Consider the following 19,258-nt stretch of genomic DNA (forward strand, 5'->3'; position numbering starts at 1 on the left):
ATGCTCCAATAAATAGATTATCGCCTTGATTGGTTTGAGAAAAGACTCAAGTGAATATTGTCACTAAATAAAATATTGTCACTAAAGCTGCTAATACGCTCACTAACGCAGACTATTAAGGTTTTACTAGAATTATTTAGAATTATCTAACATTATCTAGCATTGACTCAAATTATCTTGCATTAATTTTAGCTATTACCAAACTAGCTTGTTTACTTAGATCTCAATGCAGTAAGCGCCCATAAAATAGACACAACATCAATCATCTCTTGCATCATAGCCCCAAGAACCGCAGGAATTAGACCAAAAGCCGCCGCAATCATGCTTATAACAGCTAAACCGATTCCCAACATAACAGCCTGAACCATAACACGCTTTGTGCGTTTGGCTACACTCACTGCGTTTGCTACAGCATAAATATTGTTGTTCATAATCACAACTTGTGCACATTCTGATGCAGCCGTGTCTGTGCCATCTGTCAAAGCCACTCCGATGCTTGCTGCAGCCAAAACTGGTGCATCGTTTACTCCATCTCCAACCATCATCGTTATGCTACGTTTTTGTGTTTTTCCGCCAGAAAAGTCGAAAGCTTCCGCACCTAGCAACCCTGTGCTATCTTCCGAATACTTATTATCCGCATTAACACTATCCATATTCTTATAGTGCTGTTTTACGCACTCAAGCTTGTCTTCTGGAAGCAAATTCGCTTTCACATTCTCAATTCCAACGCTTTTTGCTATTGTTTGAGCCGCTTGCAGACCATCTCCAGTAAGCATGCTTATTGAACGAACACCAAGTTCTCTGAGTTTTTGAATTGTAGATTTTGCATTTTCTCGCGGAACGTCTTTTAGAACAATTCGCCCAACAAGTTTGCCATTAAAAGAAACGTATGTCGCCATTTCGTCGGCAGAAAGCTCTTCAAAATTGTTTTCTATATTTTCTATATTTGCGCGTTTGGCTTTATCTTCGGTTGCTGGCGACTTATCCTCGGGATTGCCAGCTGACGCCTGCAAAACATATTTTTTGCGACCTACTCTAACGTTTATTCCATCCACAACTCCGCGTATGCCCTGACCTGCTGTTTCTTTGACATTCTGCACAACAGGATATTCTCTCACGCTTGGAAGTTGCGGAACGGCAGATGGATGCGTGTTTTGCCAAAGATCCGATCCTGCTTTTGCAATTCCTCCTGCAAGAATGTGTTGTGAGTATGTTTCTAGAACACCAGCAAACATTAGTATTCTATTTTGCAACCCACTATTTTCATGATTTTCGCTATCTTGATGATTCGCTAAATCCACTCTAACAACCTGAGGTTGCTTTATTGTAAGCGTACCCGTTTTGTCAAAGAACACATCTGTTACTCTGCTTAGCTGCTCTAAAACATCTTGGCTTTTTACCACAATACCAAGTTTTGCGAGTCTTCCTGTTCCTGCCATAAACGCCACTGGAACAGCGATCAAGAGCGGGCAAGGAGTAGCCAATACCAAAACTTGCGCAAATCTTAAAGCTTGCCCAGATACTGCCCAGGCAATGCCTGCAATCACAAATGAAAGCACAGTAAAAGGCACAGAAAGCATATCCGCAAATCGCACTACTGCAGCTTTAGAAGATCTTGCAGATTCCACCAGCTTCATGATTTTTTGGTATTGTGAATTTTCTGACAATTTAGTTACGCGCATAATCAGCACAACACCGCCATTTACACAGCCAGATAATATATGTGCTCCTGCAAAAACTTCGCGCGGAAGAGACTCTCCGTTTATTGCGCTTGTGTCAAGAACCGCGGAACCGCTTAAAAGTTGTCCGTCTACTGGAACTGTTTCTCCTGGAAGAACAAGTATTACGTTTCCTATTTTTAAATCCTCAACTGGAACTGTTTTAAATCTTTGTAATTGTTCAGAGGATTTGGTTGATTGCAATATTGGGCACTTTTGAGAATGATTATGACATTTTTCACATAATTCATGATTGTTGGAATCTAATTCAATCTCTGGTGCAGAATCCTCGCTTACTCTTCTAAAATGGTTATGTTCAAGTAGAGCACACTCCTTGCAGGATTCACACCCCGATTCACACCCCGATTCTTCGCTCAATCCACAGCATCCAATTCCAGGAAGCGTCATTAAATGTGCTGTTTGAGGTGATGCGCTCACTAAAAGAGACAGATTTTTTTGCGCCGCATTTTGTGCAAAGTCTTCTATTGCCTCACCCGTAAACACCATTACAACAATCAAATAACTTGCCCAAAATTCGCCTATGCAAAGCGTGGAAAGCAATGCAACAAACGCCAGCAGGTCAATTCCAAGCGTGCCATGCGTTAAGTCGTCAACCATACTTAAAAGCGACTTAACACATGTGTATAGAACTAAACATGTTATTATGCTTTGCCCAACTGTAAGGCTTATTTGCGCATTAAAATCAACTTTTATTAACGAAAGCAGGCAATTTAACGCTTTGCTTATAACTTTGCAAAAATCGAGTATAAAAGTCAGATTACTAGAATAAAACACTGCAATAAACGGTAATGAAACTAAAGCAGCTACTAATTGCGGAGCACGACGGCAATACGATAAAAATCTACGCATACACTTTCCTTACGCTGATCAGGTTAACCGCGTATAAACGTTGTTAACACACGATTTCACGCCTTGTTAACCCATTGAGCACCCACTTAAGCATGCACAATACACGGCGTAAAGATATCTATATTCACTTATTAGCGTTCAGTTTAGCAAAACGCCTTGATGAGAAACATTCTCATATAACAATATGCCCGCAAGAACAAGGAACACACGCGAGAAGACAGCATTGCGAATGTATGAAAAAGGGTTTCTAGCGATTGGCTAGAAACCCTATTTGTGGAGCTAAGGAGACTCGAACTCCTGACCCTCTGCTTGCAAAGCAGATGCGCTACCAGCTGCGCCATAGCCCCATTCGAAAGAATGATGTTCATTCTATCGTGGGCCCGGGAGGACTTGAACCTCCGACCTCATCCTTATCAGGGATGCGCTCTAACCACCTGAGCTACGGGCCCAACTTGTATGTTGAAAACATACAAGTAGTTAGATTAGCACATGAAATAAAAATGTCAAATAGCAAATCTAAGCGTGTCGCAAAATTATTCTAAATGACTGCGCATAAACCACTGGAACTTTTCAAGCTGCTGAACATGATCTTGAATAATATTAGAGCTAACAATATCAAGATCATCAAGCTGAGAAATCGCCTTACGATCATCTGCAATCATATCGTTGTAATACTCAATTAATGCTTGCAAATACTCTTTGGTAGACTTTCTACCACTAAGAGCAAAACGCTTCCAAGTACGCGAAGCTACAACATCGTCTGCACGACCAAGTGGGGATCCACCAAGCGTTGCAATTCGCTCAGCTGTTTCATCTGCTTGAGCTAAAACTTCTGCCACCTGAGGATCAAGCATTTCATGAACTGCAATAAAATCTGGACCCGTAACATTCCAATGTGCATGCTTTAAAATTAAAGCAGCTTCCTGCTCGTGACTTAAGCGATTCTGCAAAATATCGATTGCTTTCTCGCTAGACGATTCATCAAGACCTGGCACAATATGAGTTAAAGCCATATTGGTATCCTCCATTTTTTGTTTATTTTTGTTTAATTTTATTCAAATCTTTAATTTACTTCGGTTTTTCTGACTTCAATCGTAGCTATTCTACGCCCATCAACCTCCGTAACTGTCATATCGTAGCCATCTGCATCGTGCAAAATAGCTCCAACTTTGCCCATTGAGCCAGTATGAGCAAGGAAATAGCCTGCAACCGTTTCATAAGGTCCATCCTCTAGCTCAATTCCAGTCACATCTGCAAAATCTTCTATAGTCATTCCACCGTCAACCGTAGCCACTCCGTTTACAAACACAGTAGCTTTACTATCACGCTTCAAATCTGACTCGTCTGGCAAATCGTATTCATCTCTAATATCTCCAACCAATTCCTCGGTCATGTCTTCAAGAGTTACTATTCCATCCGTTCCGCCATACTCGTCAATAACAACAGCAAGATGTATTCCACGTTTTCTGAGCAGCTCCAAGCTTGGAAGCAATTTAGACGTTCCAGGAAGACTTATTCCTTCTCGAGTTACATCTGCAACTGTTTTAGCATTAGGATCTCTAACATCTAACAAATCGCGTACATGCACAAATCCAATAACATCGTCAAAATCTTTGCCTGTTACAGGATATCTAGAATATGGCAATTCTCTAATTTTTGCAGCAGCTTCTTCAAGACTTAAAGATCCGTCCAAAAACTCAACGTCTGCACGAGGACGCATAACTTCGGCAACAATCGTTTCAGAAGCATCAAAAACATCGTCTAAAATTGTGCGCTCATCTTGGCTAAGCTTTTTATTCGAGTTAACTAAAACACGTAGCTCTTCGTCGGAAACTTCACTTTCCTTTTCGTTTGGATCGAATCCAAGAAGTCGCACAAAACCGTTGGTATTCTTAGCAATCAACCATATTAGCGGCTTGCATATTTTGGAGAATATATCTACTGCTGGAACAACTGCTCGAGCGATTTGCTCAGAGCGCTGCATTGCTATTCTCTTTGGCACAAGTTCAGAAATTACTATTGAAAAATACGATATTATAAGCGTTAAAACAAGAGTCGTTAATGGTCCTGCAATGTGATTTGGAACTCCCCAAGACTTTACAATTGGCACAATATGAGGTGCGATTGCAGATTCGCCAAAAGACGCCGAAAGAAATCCCGAAAGCGTAACACCAATTTGAAGAGTGGAAAGAAAAGTATTTGGATCTCGGGCTATTTTTGCAACTCTTTTCCCACGAGCATCCTGCGTTTCCATACGGTCTAATTGCGATGTTCGCAAATTAACTAGCGCAAGTTCAGTGGCAGCAAAAATGGAGCCGAACAGTAGGAAAATCACAATAAGTGCAATGTTAAAACCCAACGACATACTTGCTATCTTAGTTGAATTTAACATATATAAAAAGCTTTGTGCTTAATATCGAAATAATATACACAATCAGGTTCTATAAAAATAACCAGATGGGGCTTTACTTATCTCTTTAATGGATTCAACTTTAAGAACCACACCTTTGTGTGAATATCCACTAACACCAATATTACCTAGTGAAATATTAGCTTTTACAATCACCCATTGGTGATTTTTAAATCGTAAGTTTTTAGAAAAATCTGCAACAAACCCAAATGGAGACATATCTAGAATGCAGCACGACATGAATTGTCTAGATATGCGAACCTGATTTTTAGAAAGCGTGTTTTCTCGACTTATAAAACCTTTTACCACAATTTCATATCCCTGATATTTCTCTAAATTATGGTCAATTTCGTCATACCAATTTCCAAAATCATCGTCTGAAATAATAATTTTTTTATTATCTACATCTAATCCGCTTAAAGTTTTTTTATTATTTTTACGATTAGACGCGATTGCTATTGCGCGCCCAGAAGCGTACTCGTCAAAACCTGCAGACTTTGTAAAACCTTGATCTAATGCCGATTTTGACATTTGAAGTGGAATTAAAATCACGAGCATTGGAATTATTAGAGAAACAAGCAAGCGTTTGGAATCTTTTGCAAAAACTGGAATAATACCAAAAAGCGAGCAAATGCTTAAACAAATCATTAAAATCGCAGCAAAAATAAGGTATACGAATGCGCGCGGAGTGGTAAGAATTGTGTAGCATCCACTTAACGCGCTCCACATTAGTGTGGTTGAAAAGCAAAGAAAACACAACGATTGCACAATCTGAACAAAAGTAATTTTATGCTTAGTTTTATTGCAATCCACATTATTACAATCAGCATTGCATACAACATTTACACTACTCATAGCATCACACCCCATGCAAGGTGCACAAGAAGCGCTGCGAGTAAGCAAATAACAGCAATAGTTGCTGTTAGACGTATCACAAATTTTCCTTTGCAATCCTCAACAAGCATAAGAGTATTTTTAATATCTAGCATTGGTCCAAAAAGTAGAAAAACGATTACTGAACTCATTGGAAGAGAAGCGGCCAAAGAGCGCGCAATTACTGCGTCGGAGCTTGAGCATAAGGAGCTTGCGTATGCTATTAGCATCATTGCTGGAATCGCCACAAAAACTGTTGTTGTGTTTATTTTTGATGCAGGATCTGATCCAAGCCAAACGCGAATAATCGAAGCTACAGTTGTTCCAAACAATATTATTGGCATTAATCGCATAAAATCCGCATAGATGTGATGAGCATAAACTTTTAAATGATCTTTAAAACTTATTAAAGGTCCATCATTATTGTCAGAATCACAAGAATCACAAGAATCACATGTTGATCCACATGATTTTATAAAAAATTTTTCTCTTAAAACAAATGATTTTACTGGAAAAATCACAAAGCTAATCCCCACTAAAAGAGCCACACCAACACCCAAAGCCACTCGAGTTACAGCAACTGCTGGAACATCCGCAAATGCGTACCAAGTTGCCCAAATAGAAACAGGGTTCACTACTGGCACAGCGCACAAAAACGTTACAGCACAAGGCAATGGCAATCTTCGAGCCACAAGACGAGAAAACGTTGGAACAACAACACAATCACATACTGGCACACAGACTCCAGCAAGAATTGCTGCTAAAAACCCATTTGCAATAGACTTTGGAGCATGTTTTTCAATAAAATCTGCTGTAATCCACGTTTCTACAGCAGCAGAAACAAGCACGCCAATTAGCGTAAAAGGAACAGCTTGCAAAAGTAGCCCAGAAACACCCCTAATAATAGTGTTTACAGGCATCCACGGGTTGCGCGCTTGCAAAGCTGGAAGCATTGCAATAATAAGAGCTGCAAAAGGCACTCCTGCAATCAAAAAAAGATAGTTTGCAGAATTTGCTTTACTTGCTTTACTTGCTTTTTCTACTTGGCTCGTTGTTTTTGCTTCGGTTTCTGTTTTTAGCATGACAACACTTCCACCAAGCCGTCACTCATTCGATACCTTGCTCCAACAAGCATCAAAGTGTCTTTGAAAACAGCTTCGCGAATTATTTGTGATTTTTCGCAAATTTCAGCCAAAATATTAGACACGTGAATACGTTCAATATCATCTGTATCTAAATTTTCCTCAACACCTGCGAGCGCAGCAGGCCCTAAAGAACGCAGCAATATTGACTCGCTCGACTCAATTATTTCGCTTGTTTTATCTTCACCGTATTCAGAAACCAGCTTTTGCACGTTCGGCAAAACAGCCCGTACGGCACCGCAATGCTCATGACCGAGCACAACCAACACTTTTACTCCCAAATCACTTACAGCGTATTCTAGCGAAGCTATTACGGCATCATCCAACACTTCTCCAGCTGTGCGAACAGAAAAAATATCGCCCAAACCGGCGTCGAATATAAATTCTGGAGCAACTCGTGAATCTGCGCACGAAAGCACAACAGCTCCAGGATGCTGACCGTCAATAAGTTTCATGCGCGATTCTGAATTTACGCCTGCATGCGCTGAATTGCCGTCTGCAAATTTGCGATTCCCCGCAAGCATTGCGCTTAATACCGATGTAGCTAAAATTGACTCTTCATTAGCAAAATCTTCGCTGACTTCTTCTTGCATTATTACCTCCTACACTGGCATTGGCAATATTTTCAGTTGCTTAAAGTTTAAAATTTTTGACTTAGAATATATTGTATCTTTCGTAGTAAATAAGAATTTTGTTTAAGAATATAAGCCTATTATCAAAAAAGCTCCCGTATTGCAATTCGCAAATACGAGAGCCTTCTTGATTCAGTAATTTATTAAAATCATCCAGTGTTTTGCAAGCCTGCAGCAACACCAGAAACAGTGCAGAGAATCAGGTAGATGAACTCTGCCTGCTGGCTTTCGCTCAATTCTTCCTTATCTACCTTGTTGCGAAGCTTATGCAGAGCAAGTGACTGAATTACAGACAGAGCATCAACATAAGGCGAGCGCACGCGAATCGCTTGACCAAGCACATGGCGATGTTGCAACGGCCACTTGTCGTCAACAATTTGCAAAACCCACTTGCGCGTAAGCTGCATCTCCGAAAGCACCTTATTGCTCAAATCTTCACGATCTCCAAGGCTTAGATACATGCGAGCAATTCGCTCATCTGTTTTAGCCAAAGACATCTCAATATTGTCAATAAAAGTACTAAACAGCGGCCACTCTTCGTAAGCTCTGCGCAAAGTTTCCAAGTCGCCAAACTTTTCGCAAGCAGTACCCAAGCCATACCACGCTGCCAAGTTGATTCGAGCTTGTGCCCAAGAGAACACCCATGGAATCGTGCGCAAATCGTCCAAAGACTTTGCTCCTAAACCACGCTTTGCAGGGCGAGAGCCGATTGGAAGCAAACCAATCTCACTAAGCGGAGTAACAGTTGAGAACCAAGGCGTAAAGTCATCTGTTTGAAGCAAATCAATAAAACGATTATGCGCTGCAACATCAAGCTTTTGAGCCATATCCGCATACTTATGCGTCATCTCTGTATTTGTTTTCTCAACACTTGGAGCAGACTGAAGCAAAGTTGCTGCAGCCACTGATTCCAAGTGACGAATGGCAAGAATTGGGTTTCCGTAGCGAGCGAAAATAACCTCACCCTGTTCAGTAAGCTTAAATCGGCAATTTACTGATCCAACTGGCTGAGCCAAAACAGCACGGTTTGCAGGACCACCGCCTCGTCCAACAGCTCCTCCTCTACCGTGGAACAGTGTCAAATCAATGTCATTATCCTTAGCCCACTTTGCAATACGTTCTTGAGCAGAATGTAAAGCAAGTGTTGCAGAAGTAGGACCTGCGTCTTTGGAAGAATCGGAGTAGCCGAGCATAACTTCCATCTTTCTGCCAGTAGCCTTTAAGCGAGCTTGGACTTCTGGAATCTTAATGATTTCTTCCAGAACATTAACCGAATTCTGCAAATCTTCTAGCTGCTCAAAAAGTGGTATTACGTCAATTGTTGGAGCATCCTGTGGATGCGCGAACGCAAGGCGATTAAGCTCAAATACATCGCGAACATGCTGAGCAGACTTTGCGAAGGAAATAATGTAACGGCGAGCCGCTCTCATTCCGTTCCGCTTTTGAATTGCTCCCAAAGCGCGGAAAGTGTCAAGAACTTCACGAGTCATCGGTTGCAGAGGACCACGCTCCCCATGTAAGCCGTGCTCACGAATATCTTCCAATGCGCGCGAATGTACGAGCGAATGCTGACGGAACTCCATCTCCACCATGTGGAATCCAAATGTTTGAGCCTGCCAAATCAGATCCTGCAATGGACCATATGCTGCTCTAGCATCTCCAGCTTCCGCAAGCGAACGCTGTACTATCTGCAAATCTTCAATGAACTCTTCGCAAGAATGATACATCAAATCTGTATTGCGGCTGATTGTGTGGTGTAGTCGGTCTGCCATCACAAGCATAACGGCTCTATGCGGCTCGCTGTTAGATACGTCGGACGCGTTTTCAGTCAGCTGCTCGCTCATTTCCCTCTGGCGGTTCCAAAGCTCCAGCAGCTCAACGCTTGGAGGCGTTGTGCGTGTTTCCATAGTCAAGCATTTGCCCACTTCGCGCGTGCGTTCTTCCAGCGCTTTCAAAACGTGGTTGCTAAACTTGCTTGCAACCTGCCTACTTACCTTTGCTGTAACGTTTGGATTTCCGTCTCTATCGGATCCAATCCAGCTTCCTGGGTGGAAGAATGCTGGGCAACGCGGTGGCACCAATCCAGCTTTTTTGCCCAAAAGCCAATCGTCAAATCTGCGATAAACCAACGGAATTGTGTTGAATAAAGTTGCGTCGAATATATCGAGTATTGTGTCTGCTTCTTCAACTGGTGTTGGCTTTTTAAGAGCAATAGGCGAGGTGCGGAGCAATGCGTCTATCTCGTTGTATAGACGCCTGTAATTTTCGCGCTTGTCTGATCCTCCTAGCCTATTGTGTTTGCTTAGAAGCTTTGATATTCTGCGGATTTTACCAGCTACAGCTTTTCGTCTTGCTTCGGTTGGATGTGCTGTGAAAACTGGATGGAATTCAAGCTTATTTAGCAGTTCCTTAGCTTGCGCAGGGCTCATTTCCGTAAGCAACTTGTGGTATGCGCATGTTAGCTCGTTAACTGGGTCTACGGGATTAGATTCTTCTACTTCGCATTCGCGTTGGTGCAGCACGGAGACCCTGTAGTTTTCTTCGCACAAGTTTGCTAAGTGGAAGTATGTTGCGAATGCGCGTGCTAGAAGCTGCATGTCTGGAAGGTCCATGCCGTTGATTTTTTCTACAGCCTTGCTTAAGCCATCGTCTTCTGTTTCTTGCGCATCAAGCATTTGCGCAAAGTGAGCTGCGCTTGCGTCTACTGCGTTTAATCGCACTTCGTCGAATACGGTTAACAGTTTTTCATCAAATTCGCCTAATACATCGCGCAGAATATGTAAGCATAAATCCATGTCTTGCTTAAGCGATGCTGGCAGTTCGCGCTCTTCAGGTCCTTTTCGTCCTAGTCCAGACGTAACTATTGTTGCGTCTGCTGGAGTTACCTGTTGATTTTGAGTTGTCATCAGACCTCCTTGTGCTAGTCATAAGGTTGCTTGGTCGTTTGACTTCCACGGCTCCTCCGCGGTTATTTAGGTCAAAAGTTGCAAGCCCACAGCCTTTGTTTCCAGCGAGATTCCAAAATAATTGTGAACCGACCTTAGGACTGATTTTTTCTATAAATTTCTTATAGGCTACGCGCTGCGTATACTAAAAATTGTGAGCATAGAAGAGAACAACGCTGATAGTAATTCAAACAGTAATGACAACACTCCACAAATACTTCCGACTGGTCATATAGTAGGAAAACCTTCTGGAAGATTCCAAACGCACGCGATTCCTTTGGATATGGATGATGTTGAGCGTGATTGGGATAAGCCAGTTACGGAAGCTGGGATAGCAGCGAAATCCAGTATTATTATTCGCGTTGGTGCTCTTGGTTTGGGCGCTGGTACTGGAAGCTACCGAGTCCGTGAGCTTATGCATAGGATTGGCGAACCTATGGGTGTTAATGTGCGCGCAGACGTTAATTTAACAGACATTGAGGCTACTTGCACAGATAAGCATGAGCGCATTACAGAAGTTGTTGACCTTCCTACTACGGGCGTAAATACGGAAAGAATCTGGCTGCTCGAACATTTTGCAGACTGGTTTAACGTTAAACTTGGAAACGATTCCTTATACCATTCAAAGGCAGCTGTTTCTAAGGAGTTGGTGGACACTCTTCAGGCTGGTAGCAACGAGAACGCTATTGTTCAAACCGCTAAACAGTCGGAGGCGCATGCTGCAAAAGTCGAAGAGAAAATTGCTCTTCAAGAGGCGATTCGCAAAGAAAAACCTCGCGGTATTTTTGCGCTTCAGCCAGAAAAAACTTATGCAGAACATTTTGCTCATGTTCAAAATGTTCAAAATGTTCAGAATAATTACAACAATCAAAATAGTAAAAATGATTTAAATTCAGGGCTTAAAAACAATTCGCATAATTCCAACAATCCAAATAATGCTGGCGACTTTTCCGCGCCGCTAACTGTTCGTCAAGTTCACGACCGGCTCGATTTAATTAAGAATCGTAAGCCTCTTTATAAGCCTTGGTTTGCGGGTCTTGCATCTGCCGTGGCATGCGCGTCCTTCGCATTTTTGCTCGGCGGCGGCGCTTACGATATGCTTGGTGCTTTTATTGGAGCTGGCATTGGTCATTATGTTAGAAGACGCATGTTTATGCATCATCTAAACCAATTTGTTGTAACGTTTATTGCTGTTGCTGTTGGCGCTTTAAGTTGTATTGCTTCTCTTCGCCTTGTTGGATGTTTTGATCCTGCTGCTTTGCATCACAATACGGCTTATATTGGTTCTGTTTTGTTTGTAATTCCAGGTTTTCCTCTTATTACAGGCGGCTTAGATATTGCTAAGATTGATTTTCCTTCTGGCATTCAACGACTTTGCTACACGATGGCGATTATTCTAATGGGCACTCTTGCAGGCTGGATGGTAGCAAGCCTTGTTCAACTTAATCCTCAAGGCTTTACTCCACTGGGCTTAAATCCTTGGCTTAATGCTGTTCTTAGAATGATTACAGCGTTTGCAGGCGTGTGGGGATTCTCTGTTTTGTTTAATTCTCCTCAAAGAATGTGTTTTGTTGCTGGAATAATTGGCGCTATTACCGATACTTTGCGCTTAACTATGGCTGATTTTGGTGTTGCTGCAGAAATCGCAGCGTTTACTGGCGCTTTACTTGCTGGTCTTTTGGCTTCTGCTTGGAGAGCTGTGGTTCATAGGGGTTGGGCGCCTCAATATTTGGGTTATCCGCGTATTGGTCTTACTGTTCCATCTATTGTGATTATGGTTCCTGGACTTTATATGTATCGTGCAATGTTTTATCTTGGGCAGTTTAATACTCTTCCTGCTTTAGATTGGACTTTCCGTGCTTTTATGGTGATTATTTGCTTGCCATTGGGTCTTGCTGTTGCGCGAGTTATAACAGATAAAAGCTGGCGATACGACATTTAGCCATATCGCTAATAAACATAAGCAAAATAGTGTAAACCTAAACAAAAACGCCCAGTAATCGCTGGGCGTTTTATTTATGCGCATTTTATTTATATGCAATCAAAAAAGAATTAATCAGTACTTCATGTTCATTGCTTCGCGTACTTGCTCAAGTGTTTCTTGCGCAATCGCAGCAGCTCTTGCATTTCCATCGTGCAAAATATCTCGCACAGAATCCATATCTTTTGCCAATTCCGCACGACGCTCGCGGTGTGGAGCAAGGAAGTTGTTTACAGATTCAATAACATACGCTTTTAGTGCTCCTGCACCTGCGTCACCAATTTCTTGCGCAATATCTTTTGGATCTCTGCCAGTAACCAAACCAGCAGTAGTCAAAAGCGCAGAAACCTGTGGGCGAGCCACTGGGTCGAATGTAATTCGACGCTCCGAATCAGTCGGGCTTTTCTTAATCAGCTTCGCTGTTTCTTCTGCTGTTGCGCCCAACATAATCGAGTTTCCGTAAGACTTACTCATTTTGCGTCCGTCTAATCCTGGGATTTCTGGCGTATCCGAAAGAATCGCAGCTGGCTCTGGGAAAACAGGATTCTTTTTTGCATATCGCTCATTAAATCTGCGCGCAATTGTGCGAGTAATTTCAATGTGTGGCAAATTATCTTTTCCAATTGGCACAACATTTGCTTTGCAGAACAAAATATCGCAAGCCTGATGCACTGGGTATGTAAGCAAAAGTCCTGTTAAAGCGTGACCCGAAGCCTCCATTTCGGCTTTGACAGTAGGATTTCTATGCAATTCGGCTTCTGTAACTAAAGACAAGAATGGCAGCATAAGCTGATTTTCTGCAGGAACAGCGGAGTGTGTAAAAATCATGGTTTTCTTAGGATCAATTCCAGCAGCCATATAATCAAGAACAAGATTTAGTACATTATCTTCTACGTGTTCAACAGTGTCTCTATCTGTAATCACCTGATAGTCTGCAATAATCACGTTTGTGTTTACGCCAAGATTTTGCATTGCGACACGCTCACGTATCGAACCAAAGTAGTGTCCTAAATGAAGTCTTCCTGTTGGTCTATCTCCTGTAAGCATAGTAAAGGAGCTAGGATTTGCTTTTAGCTTCTCAAGCGTTGCGTCTGAACGTTTTTGGGCTGCTACAAAGCTTGCACTTATTTCATTTCCAGCCGCCGTAACTTGTGCTTCTTCTGACATTTCTAACTCCTTACGCACGCGATTTTTCTTGCGATTTTTAAGCCTAAAAATATGGCTTTTATCGTAAAAGTCCACTCAGACAATATACTCGGTTGCGGCACAGTGGTACGCTCTTGTGTGATGAATTGATTGTTTCGGTAAATTAGAGGGGGTCAGATGGGCCGCGGACGACAGAAGGCAAAGCAACAGAAAATTGCCCGTAAGCTCAAATACCTGACGACCGATACGGATTATGACGAGCTTGCTAAGGAGCTTAATACTCACGAGCCTGGTCAAGGATCCTTCGATCCGTTTGAATCTGATAGTTATGATGAATCTGAAGATTATCTTGATAAGGAAGAAGATTCGTCTGATTTTGCTGATGATAGCGATTCTAAAAACGCTAATGAAGAGCAAGACTCGGGCGATTCTGTTCCTTGCAACGATGACGATTTAGACGATTATGCTAAGTGGGCTGCTGAAGCAGCTGCGTCTGCAGCCAATAAAGATAAATCGTCTGGCAATTCTGGCACGGTTCACCACCATATTCCTATGCCTATGCCGAATTTCATGCATAAGAAGTAATTTAAAAAAATAATAAACAAGTAAAACAAGTAATTGTTGAATTAAATTATTGAATTAAATTATTCTCATGCAAGAGATTTTGTGAGTTCGGGCAGCAGATTGCTTAGGTTATCTCGCTCTCCAATTGCACTTATATTGCCAATTTGCTGCTCGTAATCCCATTTTGTTATTCCGCAGGAAAGCCGCAACCAAACATCTGGGTCTAGTTCTATAACATCAGGCGGCGTTAGATTGTGTGGATCTGATTGTGGACCTTCTAGGATTTTTACAGCTCCCCAGGGCGCTACTCTTACTTCTACAGCAAATCCAGGCGCTATTGATTCCAAGACATAAAGAGAATATCTAACAGCCATTGCTTCATCATCTTTACTAACTTCAAGAGTTTTGCTGTTAATACACGTGAAATTTTCCTTATTTTGCAAAGATTTCACATACGTCTTAGCCTTATTTTCCCATAATTTAAATGATTCTTTAGCGCGATTTATATCTTTTTCTCTTATAACCGTCATATTTGAATTATCTCATGAATTACATGACTATTATCTGTATTTTTAGTAGCGTTTTATCAAAGTCTGATAAAAGTTTAATAAAAGTCATATTGTGAATAATTCTTAATAAGTGTTTGGGGTTGTGATATCATCAACAATGAAAACGTGTGCATTGTCACGAACCTTCTTGTGCACAACACAATTTGGCGTGACTCCAACCAAAACAATCAAGGGTTGAGATTCGCACATTTCAGTAAATATAACAAACGGCACAAGGAGTCAAATATGACTAAACACGTCGCGCCGAAAGCCAAGACAACTGCGGCGACATTTGCCAAAGAACTTCAAGAACATCTGAAGTACACTCAAGGTGTCACGCCAGAACAGGCCACTACGGCTGATGTGTATGTTGCCGCTGCTACCGCTGTCCGTCGCCACTTGATGGACTCTTGGATGCAGACCCAGCATGACATGATTAACGGCAACACCAAGGCTGTGGGCTATTTGAGCGCAGAGTTCTTGATGGGCAAGCAGCTTGAGAACGCTTTGCTTAACGCTGGTCTTACCGACCAGTTCAACAAGGCTGTAACTAAGCTTGGTTTCGATCCAAAAGCTGTTATCGATGCTGAGTATGAGCCAGGTTTAGGTAACGGCGGTTTGGGTCGTCTCGCAGCCTGCTTCATCGATTCGCTCGCCTCTATCGGCGTGCCAGCATTTGGCTACGGCATCCAGTATCGTTACGGAATTTTTAAGCAGCGCTTCGACGAAGATGGTAAGCAGGTAGAAACCCCTGATTACTGGCTTAGCAACGAAGAGCCATGGGGCCACATCGATTACGGTCGAGATCAGCGCGTTAACTTCGGCGGCGAAGTTGTTGAAGAAAACGGTAAGCGCGTTTGGAAACCAGCTTGGTCTGTTCGCGCTGTACCAGTTGACTACATGGTTCCAGGCTACAACTCTGGTCGCGTAAACACTCTTCGCTTGTGGACTTCTAAGTCTTACGACGAATTTGATTTGCTCACATTCAACAAGTCTGAATACTTGGATGCTGTGAAGCCACAGGTTGCTGCAGAAAACATTTCTAAGATTCTTTACCCAGAAGATTCCACTCCAGAAGGTAAGGCTTTGCGTCTTGAGCAGCAGTACTTCTTCGTAGCTGCTTCTATTCATGATGCTATCCGCGTGTTCTATCCAGGTCAGGATAAGCCGGATCTCACCACCTTCCCAAGCAAGATCAACTTCCAGTTGAACGATACTCACCCAGTTATCGGCATTCCAGAGCTTATGCGCGTTCTTATGGACGAGTACGGCTACGATTGGAACACCGCTTGGGGTATCACCACCAAGACCTTCAACTACACTTGCCACACCTTGCTTCCAGAAGCTTTGGAAGTTTGGCCAGCCAAGCTTATTGGCGAACTTTTGCCACGCCACCTTGAGATTATTCAAGGCATTAGCGAGCAGTTCCGCAATGAGCTTCGCGGTAAAGGTGTTGCTGAGGATCAGGTTGAGCGCATGCGTATCGCTACCGACGCCGACGAAAATGGCGAAGGTGCTGCAGTTCGCATGGCTTACTTGGCTACCTACGGTGGTTCTTATGTTAACGGTGTTGCTGAGCTTCACTCTGAGTTGTTGAAGGATGTCACTTTGAAGGACTTCTCCAACGTTTACCCAGATAAGTTCAAGAACGTTACTAACGGCGTAACTCCTCGTCGCTTCGTGCGCTTGAGCAACCCACGCATGTCTGCTCTTATTACTGAGGGCTTGGGCACTGACGCATGGCAGGGTGATTTGGAGCTTCTTGAAGGTTTGAAGCCATTGGCTGACGATCCAGCATTCGTTAAGAAGTTTGCTGAAGTTAAGAAGCAGAACAAGCTTGCCTTTGTTGATTTTGCAAAGCACAAGTATGGCTTTGAAATCAACCCAGACACTATGTTTAACACCATTGTTAAGCGTTTGCACGAGTACAAGCGCCAGTCCATGAAGATCCTCCAGGTTATCTCCACATACGCTGGAATCAAGAATGGCACAATCGACGTAGACAAGATGCTTCCACGCACCGTGTTCTTCGGCGCTAAGTCCGCTCCAGGCTATGCTATGGCAAAGCTTACGATTCAGCTCATTAACAATGTTGCTCGCGTTGTAAACAACGATCCAGCATGCAAGGGCAAGCTCGCAGTGTTCTTCCCAGAGAACTACAACATTGAACTTGCTATGAACTTGATTCCTGCCACCGATTTGGATGAGCAGATTTCTCAAGCCGGTAAGGAAGCGTCTGGCACTGGTAACATGAAGTTCGCTTTGAATGGTGCTTTGACTGTTGGTACTCTCGATGGTGCAAACGTTGAGATTCGCGAGCGCGTTGGCGCTGAGAACTTCTTCCTCTTCGGCATGACTGTTGACGAGGTTGAGAAGCTCTACGCTGAAGGCTACGATCACGGCGGCTCCTACAAGTACTACGAGTCTGATCCTCGCTTGAAGACCGCTGTGGATATGGTTGCTGACGGCACCTTCTCCAACGGCGACAAGAGCGTGTATGAGCCACTCGTTCATGATTGGCTTACCCACGATTACTTCATGGCAATGGCTGACTTCAGCTCTTACATGGATATTCAGGCTCAGATTGAGGAAACTTACCGCGATCCAATGAAGTGGGCACGTATGGCTGTGTTGAACGTAGCCAACTCCGGTTACTTCTCTTCCGATCGTTCTATTCAGGACTACCTCGATCGCATTTGGCACACTGGTCCACTTCCAGTTGCTGAATAAGCAAAAGGCGCTAATGACTGTAATAGCCATTAAATAGATAAAAGAGCAGTGGAAACATTTTTCCGCTGCTCTTTTTATATGTTTTATGCGTTTTATGCGTTCTTCAATATTTTATAAAACGTGTTACTTGTAATCTTAAAGTCATACAATATAACGCGGTAAATATACGTTTTAATTAATCTAAGATTAAGGAAAAAATATGTCTGTAGAAGAAAATATGCAGCATAATTTACTCCCAGAAGGTGCCGAATTATTAAACGGATTATATTCTGTAAGGGATTATATACAAAATTTTAATGAAAAACTTAGCTTGTTTATGCAAGCAGAAAAAGAAAAACGACAATTACTATCTGAACAGCAACTTATTCTTAAAAAACTTATCAAAACAGACAGTACTAAAGAAAAATCTGATTATGGTCTTTTTATGGCTGGTATAGCCTTTAGCATCGTATTCGGAGTTATTACTGCACTAAGCGGCAATATTAACGGACTTATTTTTTGCGTAGTTATAACAGCTGTATTTGCTGTTGGAAAAGCAAAAAATAGCAAAACAATGTTAAATATAGGAAGAGTCTTACTTATTCTGCTTATATTAGCTTGGCTTAATGGATTGTGGAATACTTATACTTTTTCGGTTAAATACAACAATATTGGATCGTTTGTAATTTATGCTGCTATTAATGTTATTGCATTTATTGTTGCAGCTATTGTGGCTGCGATTATTGTTAAAAAATATAATAAAAAAATTAATCGCGATAACAATAAAGAAGAAAAACGTGTTTCTGCATTAAATGCACAAATTAAAGAAAAGAATGATCAGATTGTTCAACACAATAACATGGTTGACGAACGTCGTAGTGCATTATACAAAGAAATGAATGACATTAAAGAGCATATGCTTGCAGAAACTTCTTCGTGGTATCCAAATGATTACTATGTTTTAGATTCTGTTGAATATTTTATTTCTCTAGTTAAGAATCACGAGGCAGATACAATCAAAGAGATGATTACTGCATACAAGCGAGATCAATATCATAACCAAGTTCTTAATAATCAAATGGATATGAGGCAAAAGCTAAATGCCATGGTCGATAATCAGAAGACAATGCTTGAGAATCAAGAAGAGATGATTAAGCTACAGAAGATTTCTAACGTTCTTCAAACTATGACATGCGTTAATAGCTTTATTATTGCAGGCAACACAAGCGCAATTGCTAACAACACAAGCGCAATTGCTAACAATACAAGCGCAATTGCTAACAACACTAGAGAGATTGCAGACAATACAAGAGGAATCGAGCAGAACACTCGTCCTCGTTCTTCGTGGTTCTAAAAAATATTTAGATAAAACACAAAATAAAAAACGAGTGGCGGCAGGTTCTCAGAGAAATCTACCGCCACTCGTTTTTATAAACAGTTAAACTATTAAGCTTCTACTGGATTAGATACTTCAGATTCTTCCTTATCTGTCTTTTCAGCACCTAAATCGATTGGTGAAGAGCTGTTCTCCCATGGCTGCTCCCATGGATCATAATCAGGATTATGCTGCTTGTACACATACAATGCTGCAATACCTGCGAGCAGTGCTCCAAAGAGCAGTGCAAAGAACTTCCAACCGCCAGAGGACCTGTTCTCCATGATGGCTCCTTTCGTCAAGCTGACCTGCTCGTCCAAGTCAACAATTTATATCGAGTTTTAC

General features: G+C 42.1%; 14 protein-coding genes and 2 tRNA genes. 4 read left to right on the forward strand and 12 right to left on the reverse strand.

What is annotated here, in order from left to right:
* Window positions 1–212: 212 nt before the first annotated feature.
* The 9 genes from ACJV45_RS00205 to ACJV45_RS00245 form a co-directional block, all read right to left on the reverse strand.
* Window positions 213–2,588, reverse strand: coding sequence for a heavy metal translocating P-type ATPase (locus tag ACJV45_RS00205; RefSeq protein WP_419397372.1), 2,376 nt, complete (start codon window positions 2,586–2,588; stop codon window positions 213–215).
* Window positions 2,589–2,862: 274 nt separating this feature from the next.
* Window positions 2,863–2,935: transfer RNA gene (locus tag ACJV45_RS00210), tRNA-Ala, on the reverse strand.
* Window positions 2,936–2,963: 28 nt separating this feature from the next.
* A tRNA-Ile gene (locus ACJV45_RS00215) sits at window positions 2,964–3,037 on the reverse strand.
* A gap of 84 nt (window positions 3,038–3,121) precedes the next feature.
* Window positions 3,122–3,601, reverse strand: coding sequence for a Dps family protein (locus tag ACJV45_RS00220; RefSeq protein WP_004123987.1), 480 nt, complete (start codon window positions 3,599–3,601; stop codon window positions 3,122–3,124).
* A gap of 50 nt (window positions 3,602–3,651) precedes the next feature.
* On the reverse strand, window positions 3,652–4,953 hold the full coding sequence (locus ACJV45_RS00225) for a hemolysin family protein (RefSeq protein ID WP_004120126.1): 1,302 nt from the start codon (window positions 4,951–4,953) through the stop codon (window positions 3,652–3,654).
* Between the two features lie 69 nt (window positions 4,954–5,022).
* Entirely contained in the window at window positions 5,023–5,853 is an 831-nt protein-coding gene (locus ACJV45_RS00230; protein WP_019261495.1) for a TIGR03943 family putative permease subunit, read from the reverse strand.
* The gene (locus ACJV45_RS00235; protein WP_019261496.1) at window positions 5,850–6,953 is read right to left on the reverse strand and encodes a permease; all 1,104 of its coding nucleotides are present in this window, start codon (window positions 6,951–6,953) and stop codon (window positions 5,850–5,852) included. Before ACJV45_RS00235 ends, ACJV45_RS00230 begins: the two co-directional genes overlap by 4 nt.
* Entirely contained in the window at window positions 6,947–7,606 is a 660-nt protein-coding gene (locus ACJV45_RS00240; protein WP_419397373.1) for a carbonic anhydrase, read from the reverse strand. The genes ACJV45_RS00235 and ACJV45_RS00240 overlap by 7 nt, the downstream gene beginning before the upstream one ends.
* Window positions 7,607–7,794: 188 nt before the next feature.
* Window positions 7,795–10,551: a phosphoenolpyruvate carboxylase gene (locus ACJV45_RS00245; RefSeq protein ID WP_419397374.1), complete on the reverse strand. Its 2,757-nt coding sequence runs from the start codon at window positions 10,549–10,551 to the stop codon at window positions 7,795–7,797.
* Between the two features lie 193 nt (window positions 10,552–10,744).
* Between ACJV45_RS00245 and ACJV45_RS00250 the strand changes: the two genes are divergently transcribed.
* Complete coding sequence (locus tag ACJV45_RS00250; protein WP_019261499.1) at window positions 10,745–12,532, forward strand: threonine/serine exporter family protein; 1,788 nt, start codon at window positions 10,745–10,747, stop codon at window positions 12,530–12,532.
* A 114-nt stretch (window positions 12,533–12,646) separates the two neighbouring features.
* Here the strand turns inward: ACJV45_RS00250 and trpS are convergent, their stop codons facing one another.
* The gene (trpS, locus tag ACJV45_RS00255) at window positions 12,647–13,738 is read right to left on the reverse strand and encodes a tryptophan--tRNA ligase (protein WP_004574390.1); all 1,092 of its coding nucleotides are present in this window, start codon (window positions 13,736–13,738) and stop codon (window positions 12,647–12,649) included.
* A gap of 156 nt (window positions 13,739–13,894) precedes the next feature.
* On the opposite strand from trpS, the gene ACJV45_RS00260 reads away from it, so the two are divergent.
* Window positions 13,895–14,302, forward strand: coding sequence for a DUF3073 domain-containing protein (locus ACJV45_RS00260; RefSeq protein WP_004574391.1), 408 nt, complete (start codon window positions 13,895–13,897; stop codon window positions 14,300–14,302).
* Window positions 14,303–14,367: 65 nt separating this feature from the next.
* Here the strand turns inward: ACJV45_RS00260 and ACJV45_RS00265 are convergent, their stop codons facing one another.
* A complete protein-coding gene (locus tag ACJV45_RS00265) occupies window positions 14,368–14,811 on the reverse strand; it encodes a sterol carrier family protein (protein WP_004120150.1) in 444 nt (147 codons plus the stop codon).
* A gap of 264 nt (window positions 14,812–15,075) precedes the next feature.
* Between ACJV45_RS00265 and ACJV45_RS00270 the strand changes: the two genes are divergently transcribed.
* Complete coding sequence (locus ACJV45_RS00270; protein WP_419397375.1) at window positions 15,076–17,559, forward strand: glycogen/starch/alpha-glucan phosphorylase; 2,484 nt, start codon at window positions 15,076–15,078, stop codon at window positions 17,557–17,559.
* A gap of 199 nt (window positions 17,560–17,758) precedes the next feature.
* On the forward strand, window positions 17,759–18,892 hold the full coding sequence (locus ACJV45_RS00275) for a coiled-coil domain-containing protein (protein ID WP_419397376.1): 1,134 nt from the start codon (window positions 17,759–17,761) through the stop codon (window positions 18,890–18,892).
* A 92-nt stretch (window positions 18,893–18,984) separates the two neighbouring features.
* Here ACJV45_RS00275 and ACJV45_RS00280 read toward each other — a convergent pair whose 3' ends face one another.
* On the reverse strand, window positions 18,985–19,197 hold the full coding sequence (locus ACJV45_RS00280; protein ID WP_004120159.1) for a hypothetical protein: 213 nt from the start codon (window positions 19,195–19,197) through the stop codon (window positions 18,985–18,987).
* Between the last annotated feature and the right edge of the window lie 61 nt (window positions 19,198–19,258).

Origin of the sequence: Gardnerella lacydonensis, assembly GCF_048545055.1 — a bacterium.
GTDB classification, from domain to species: domain Bacteria; phylum Actinomycetota; class Actinomycetes; order Actinomycetales; family Bifidobacteriaceae; genus Bifidobacterium; species Bifidobacterium vaginale_C.

Bases quoted from the DNA above. Each gene is read 5' to 3' on its own strand.
- ACJV45_RS00235 (WP_019261496.1), bottom strand. From the start codon at position 6,953: ATGCTAAAAACAGAAACCGAAGCAAAAACAACGAGCCAAGTAGAAAAA.
- ACJV45_RS00270 (WP_419397375.1), top strand. From the start codon at position 15,076: ATGACTAAACACGTCGCGCCGAAAGCCAAGACAACTGCGGCGACATTT.
- ACJV45_RS00265 (WP_004120150.1), bottom strand. From the start codon at position 14,811: ATGACGGTTATAAGAGAAAAAGATATAAATCGCGCTAAAGAATCATTT.
- ACJV45_RS00220 (WP_004123987.1), bottom strand. From the start codon at position 3,601: ATGGCTTTAACTCATATTGTGCCAGGTCTTGATGAATCGTCTAGCGAG.
- ACJV45_RS00225 (WP_004120126.1), bottom strand. From the start codon at position 4,953: ATGTCGTTGGGTTTTAACATTGCACTTATTGTGATTTTCCTACTGTTC.
- ACJV45_RS00230 (WP_019261495.1), bottom strand. From the start codon at position 5,853: ATGAGTAGTGTAAATGTTGTATGCAATGCTGATTGTAATAATGTGGAT.
- ACJV45_RS00205 (WP_419397372.1), bottom strand. From the start codon at position 2,588: ATGCGTAGATTTTTATCGTATTGCCGTCGTGCTCCGCAATTAGTAGCT.
- ACJV45_RS00245 (WP_419397374.1), bottom strand. From the start codon at position 10,551: ATGACAACTCAAAATCAACAGGTAACTCCAGCAGACGCAACAATAGTT.
- ACJV45_RS00280 (WP_004120159.1), bottom strand. From the start codon at position 19,197: ATGGAGAACAGGTCCTCTGGCGGTTGGAAGTTCTTTGCACTGCTCTTT.
- ACJV45_RS00240 (WP_419397373.1), bottom strand. From the start codon at position 7,606: ATGCAAGAAGAAGTCAGCGAAGATTTTGCTAATGAAGAGTCAATTTTA.
- trpS (WP_004574390.1), bottom strand. From the start codon at position 13,738: ATGTCAGAAGAAGCACAAGTTACGGCGGCTGGAAATGAAATAAGTGCA.
- ACJV45_RS00275 (WP_419397376.1), top strand. From the start codon at position 17,759: ATGTCTGTAGAAGAAAATATGCAGCATAATTTACTCCCAGAAGGTGCC.
- ACJV45_RS00260 (WP_004574391.1), top strand. From the start codon at position 13,895: ATGGGCCGCGGACGACAGAAGGCAAAGCAACAGAAAATTGCCCGTAAG.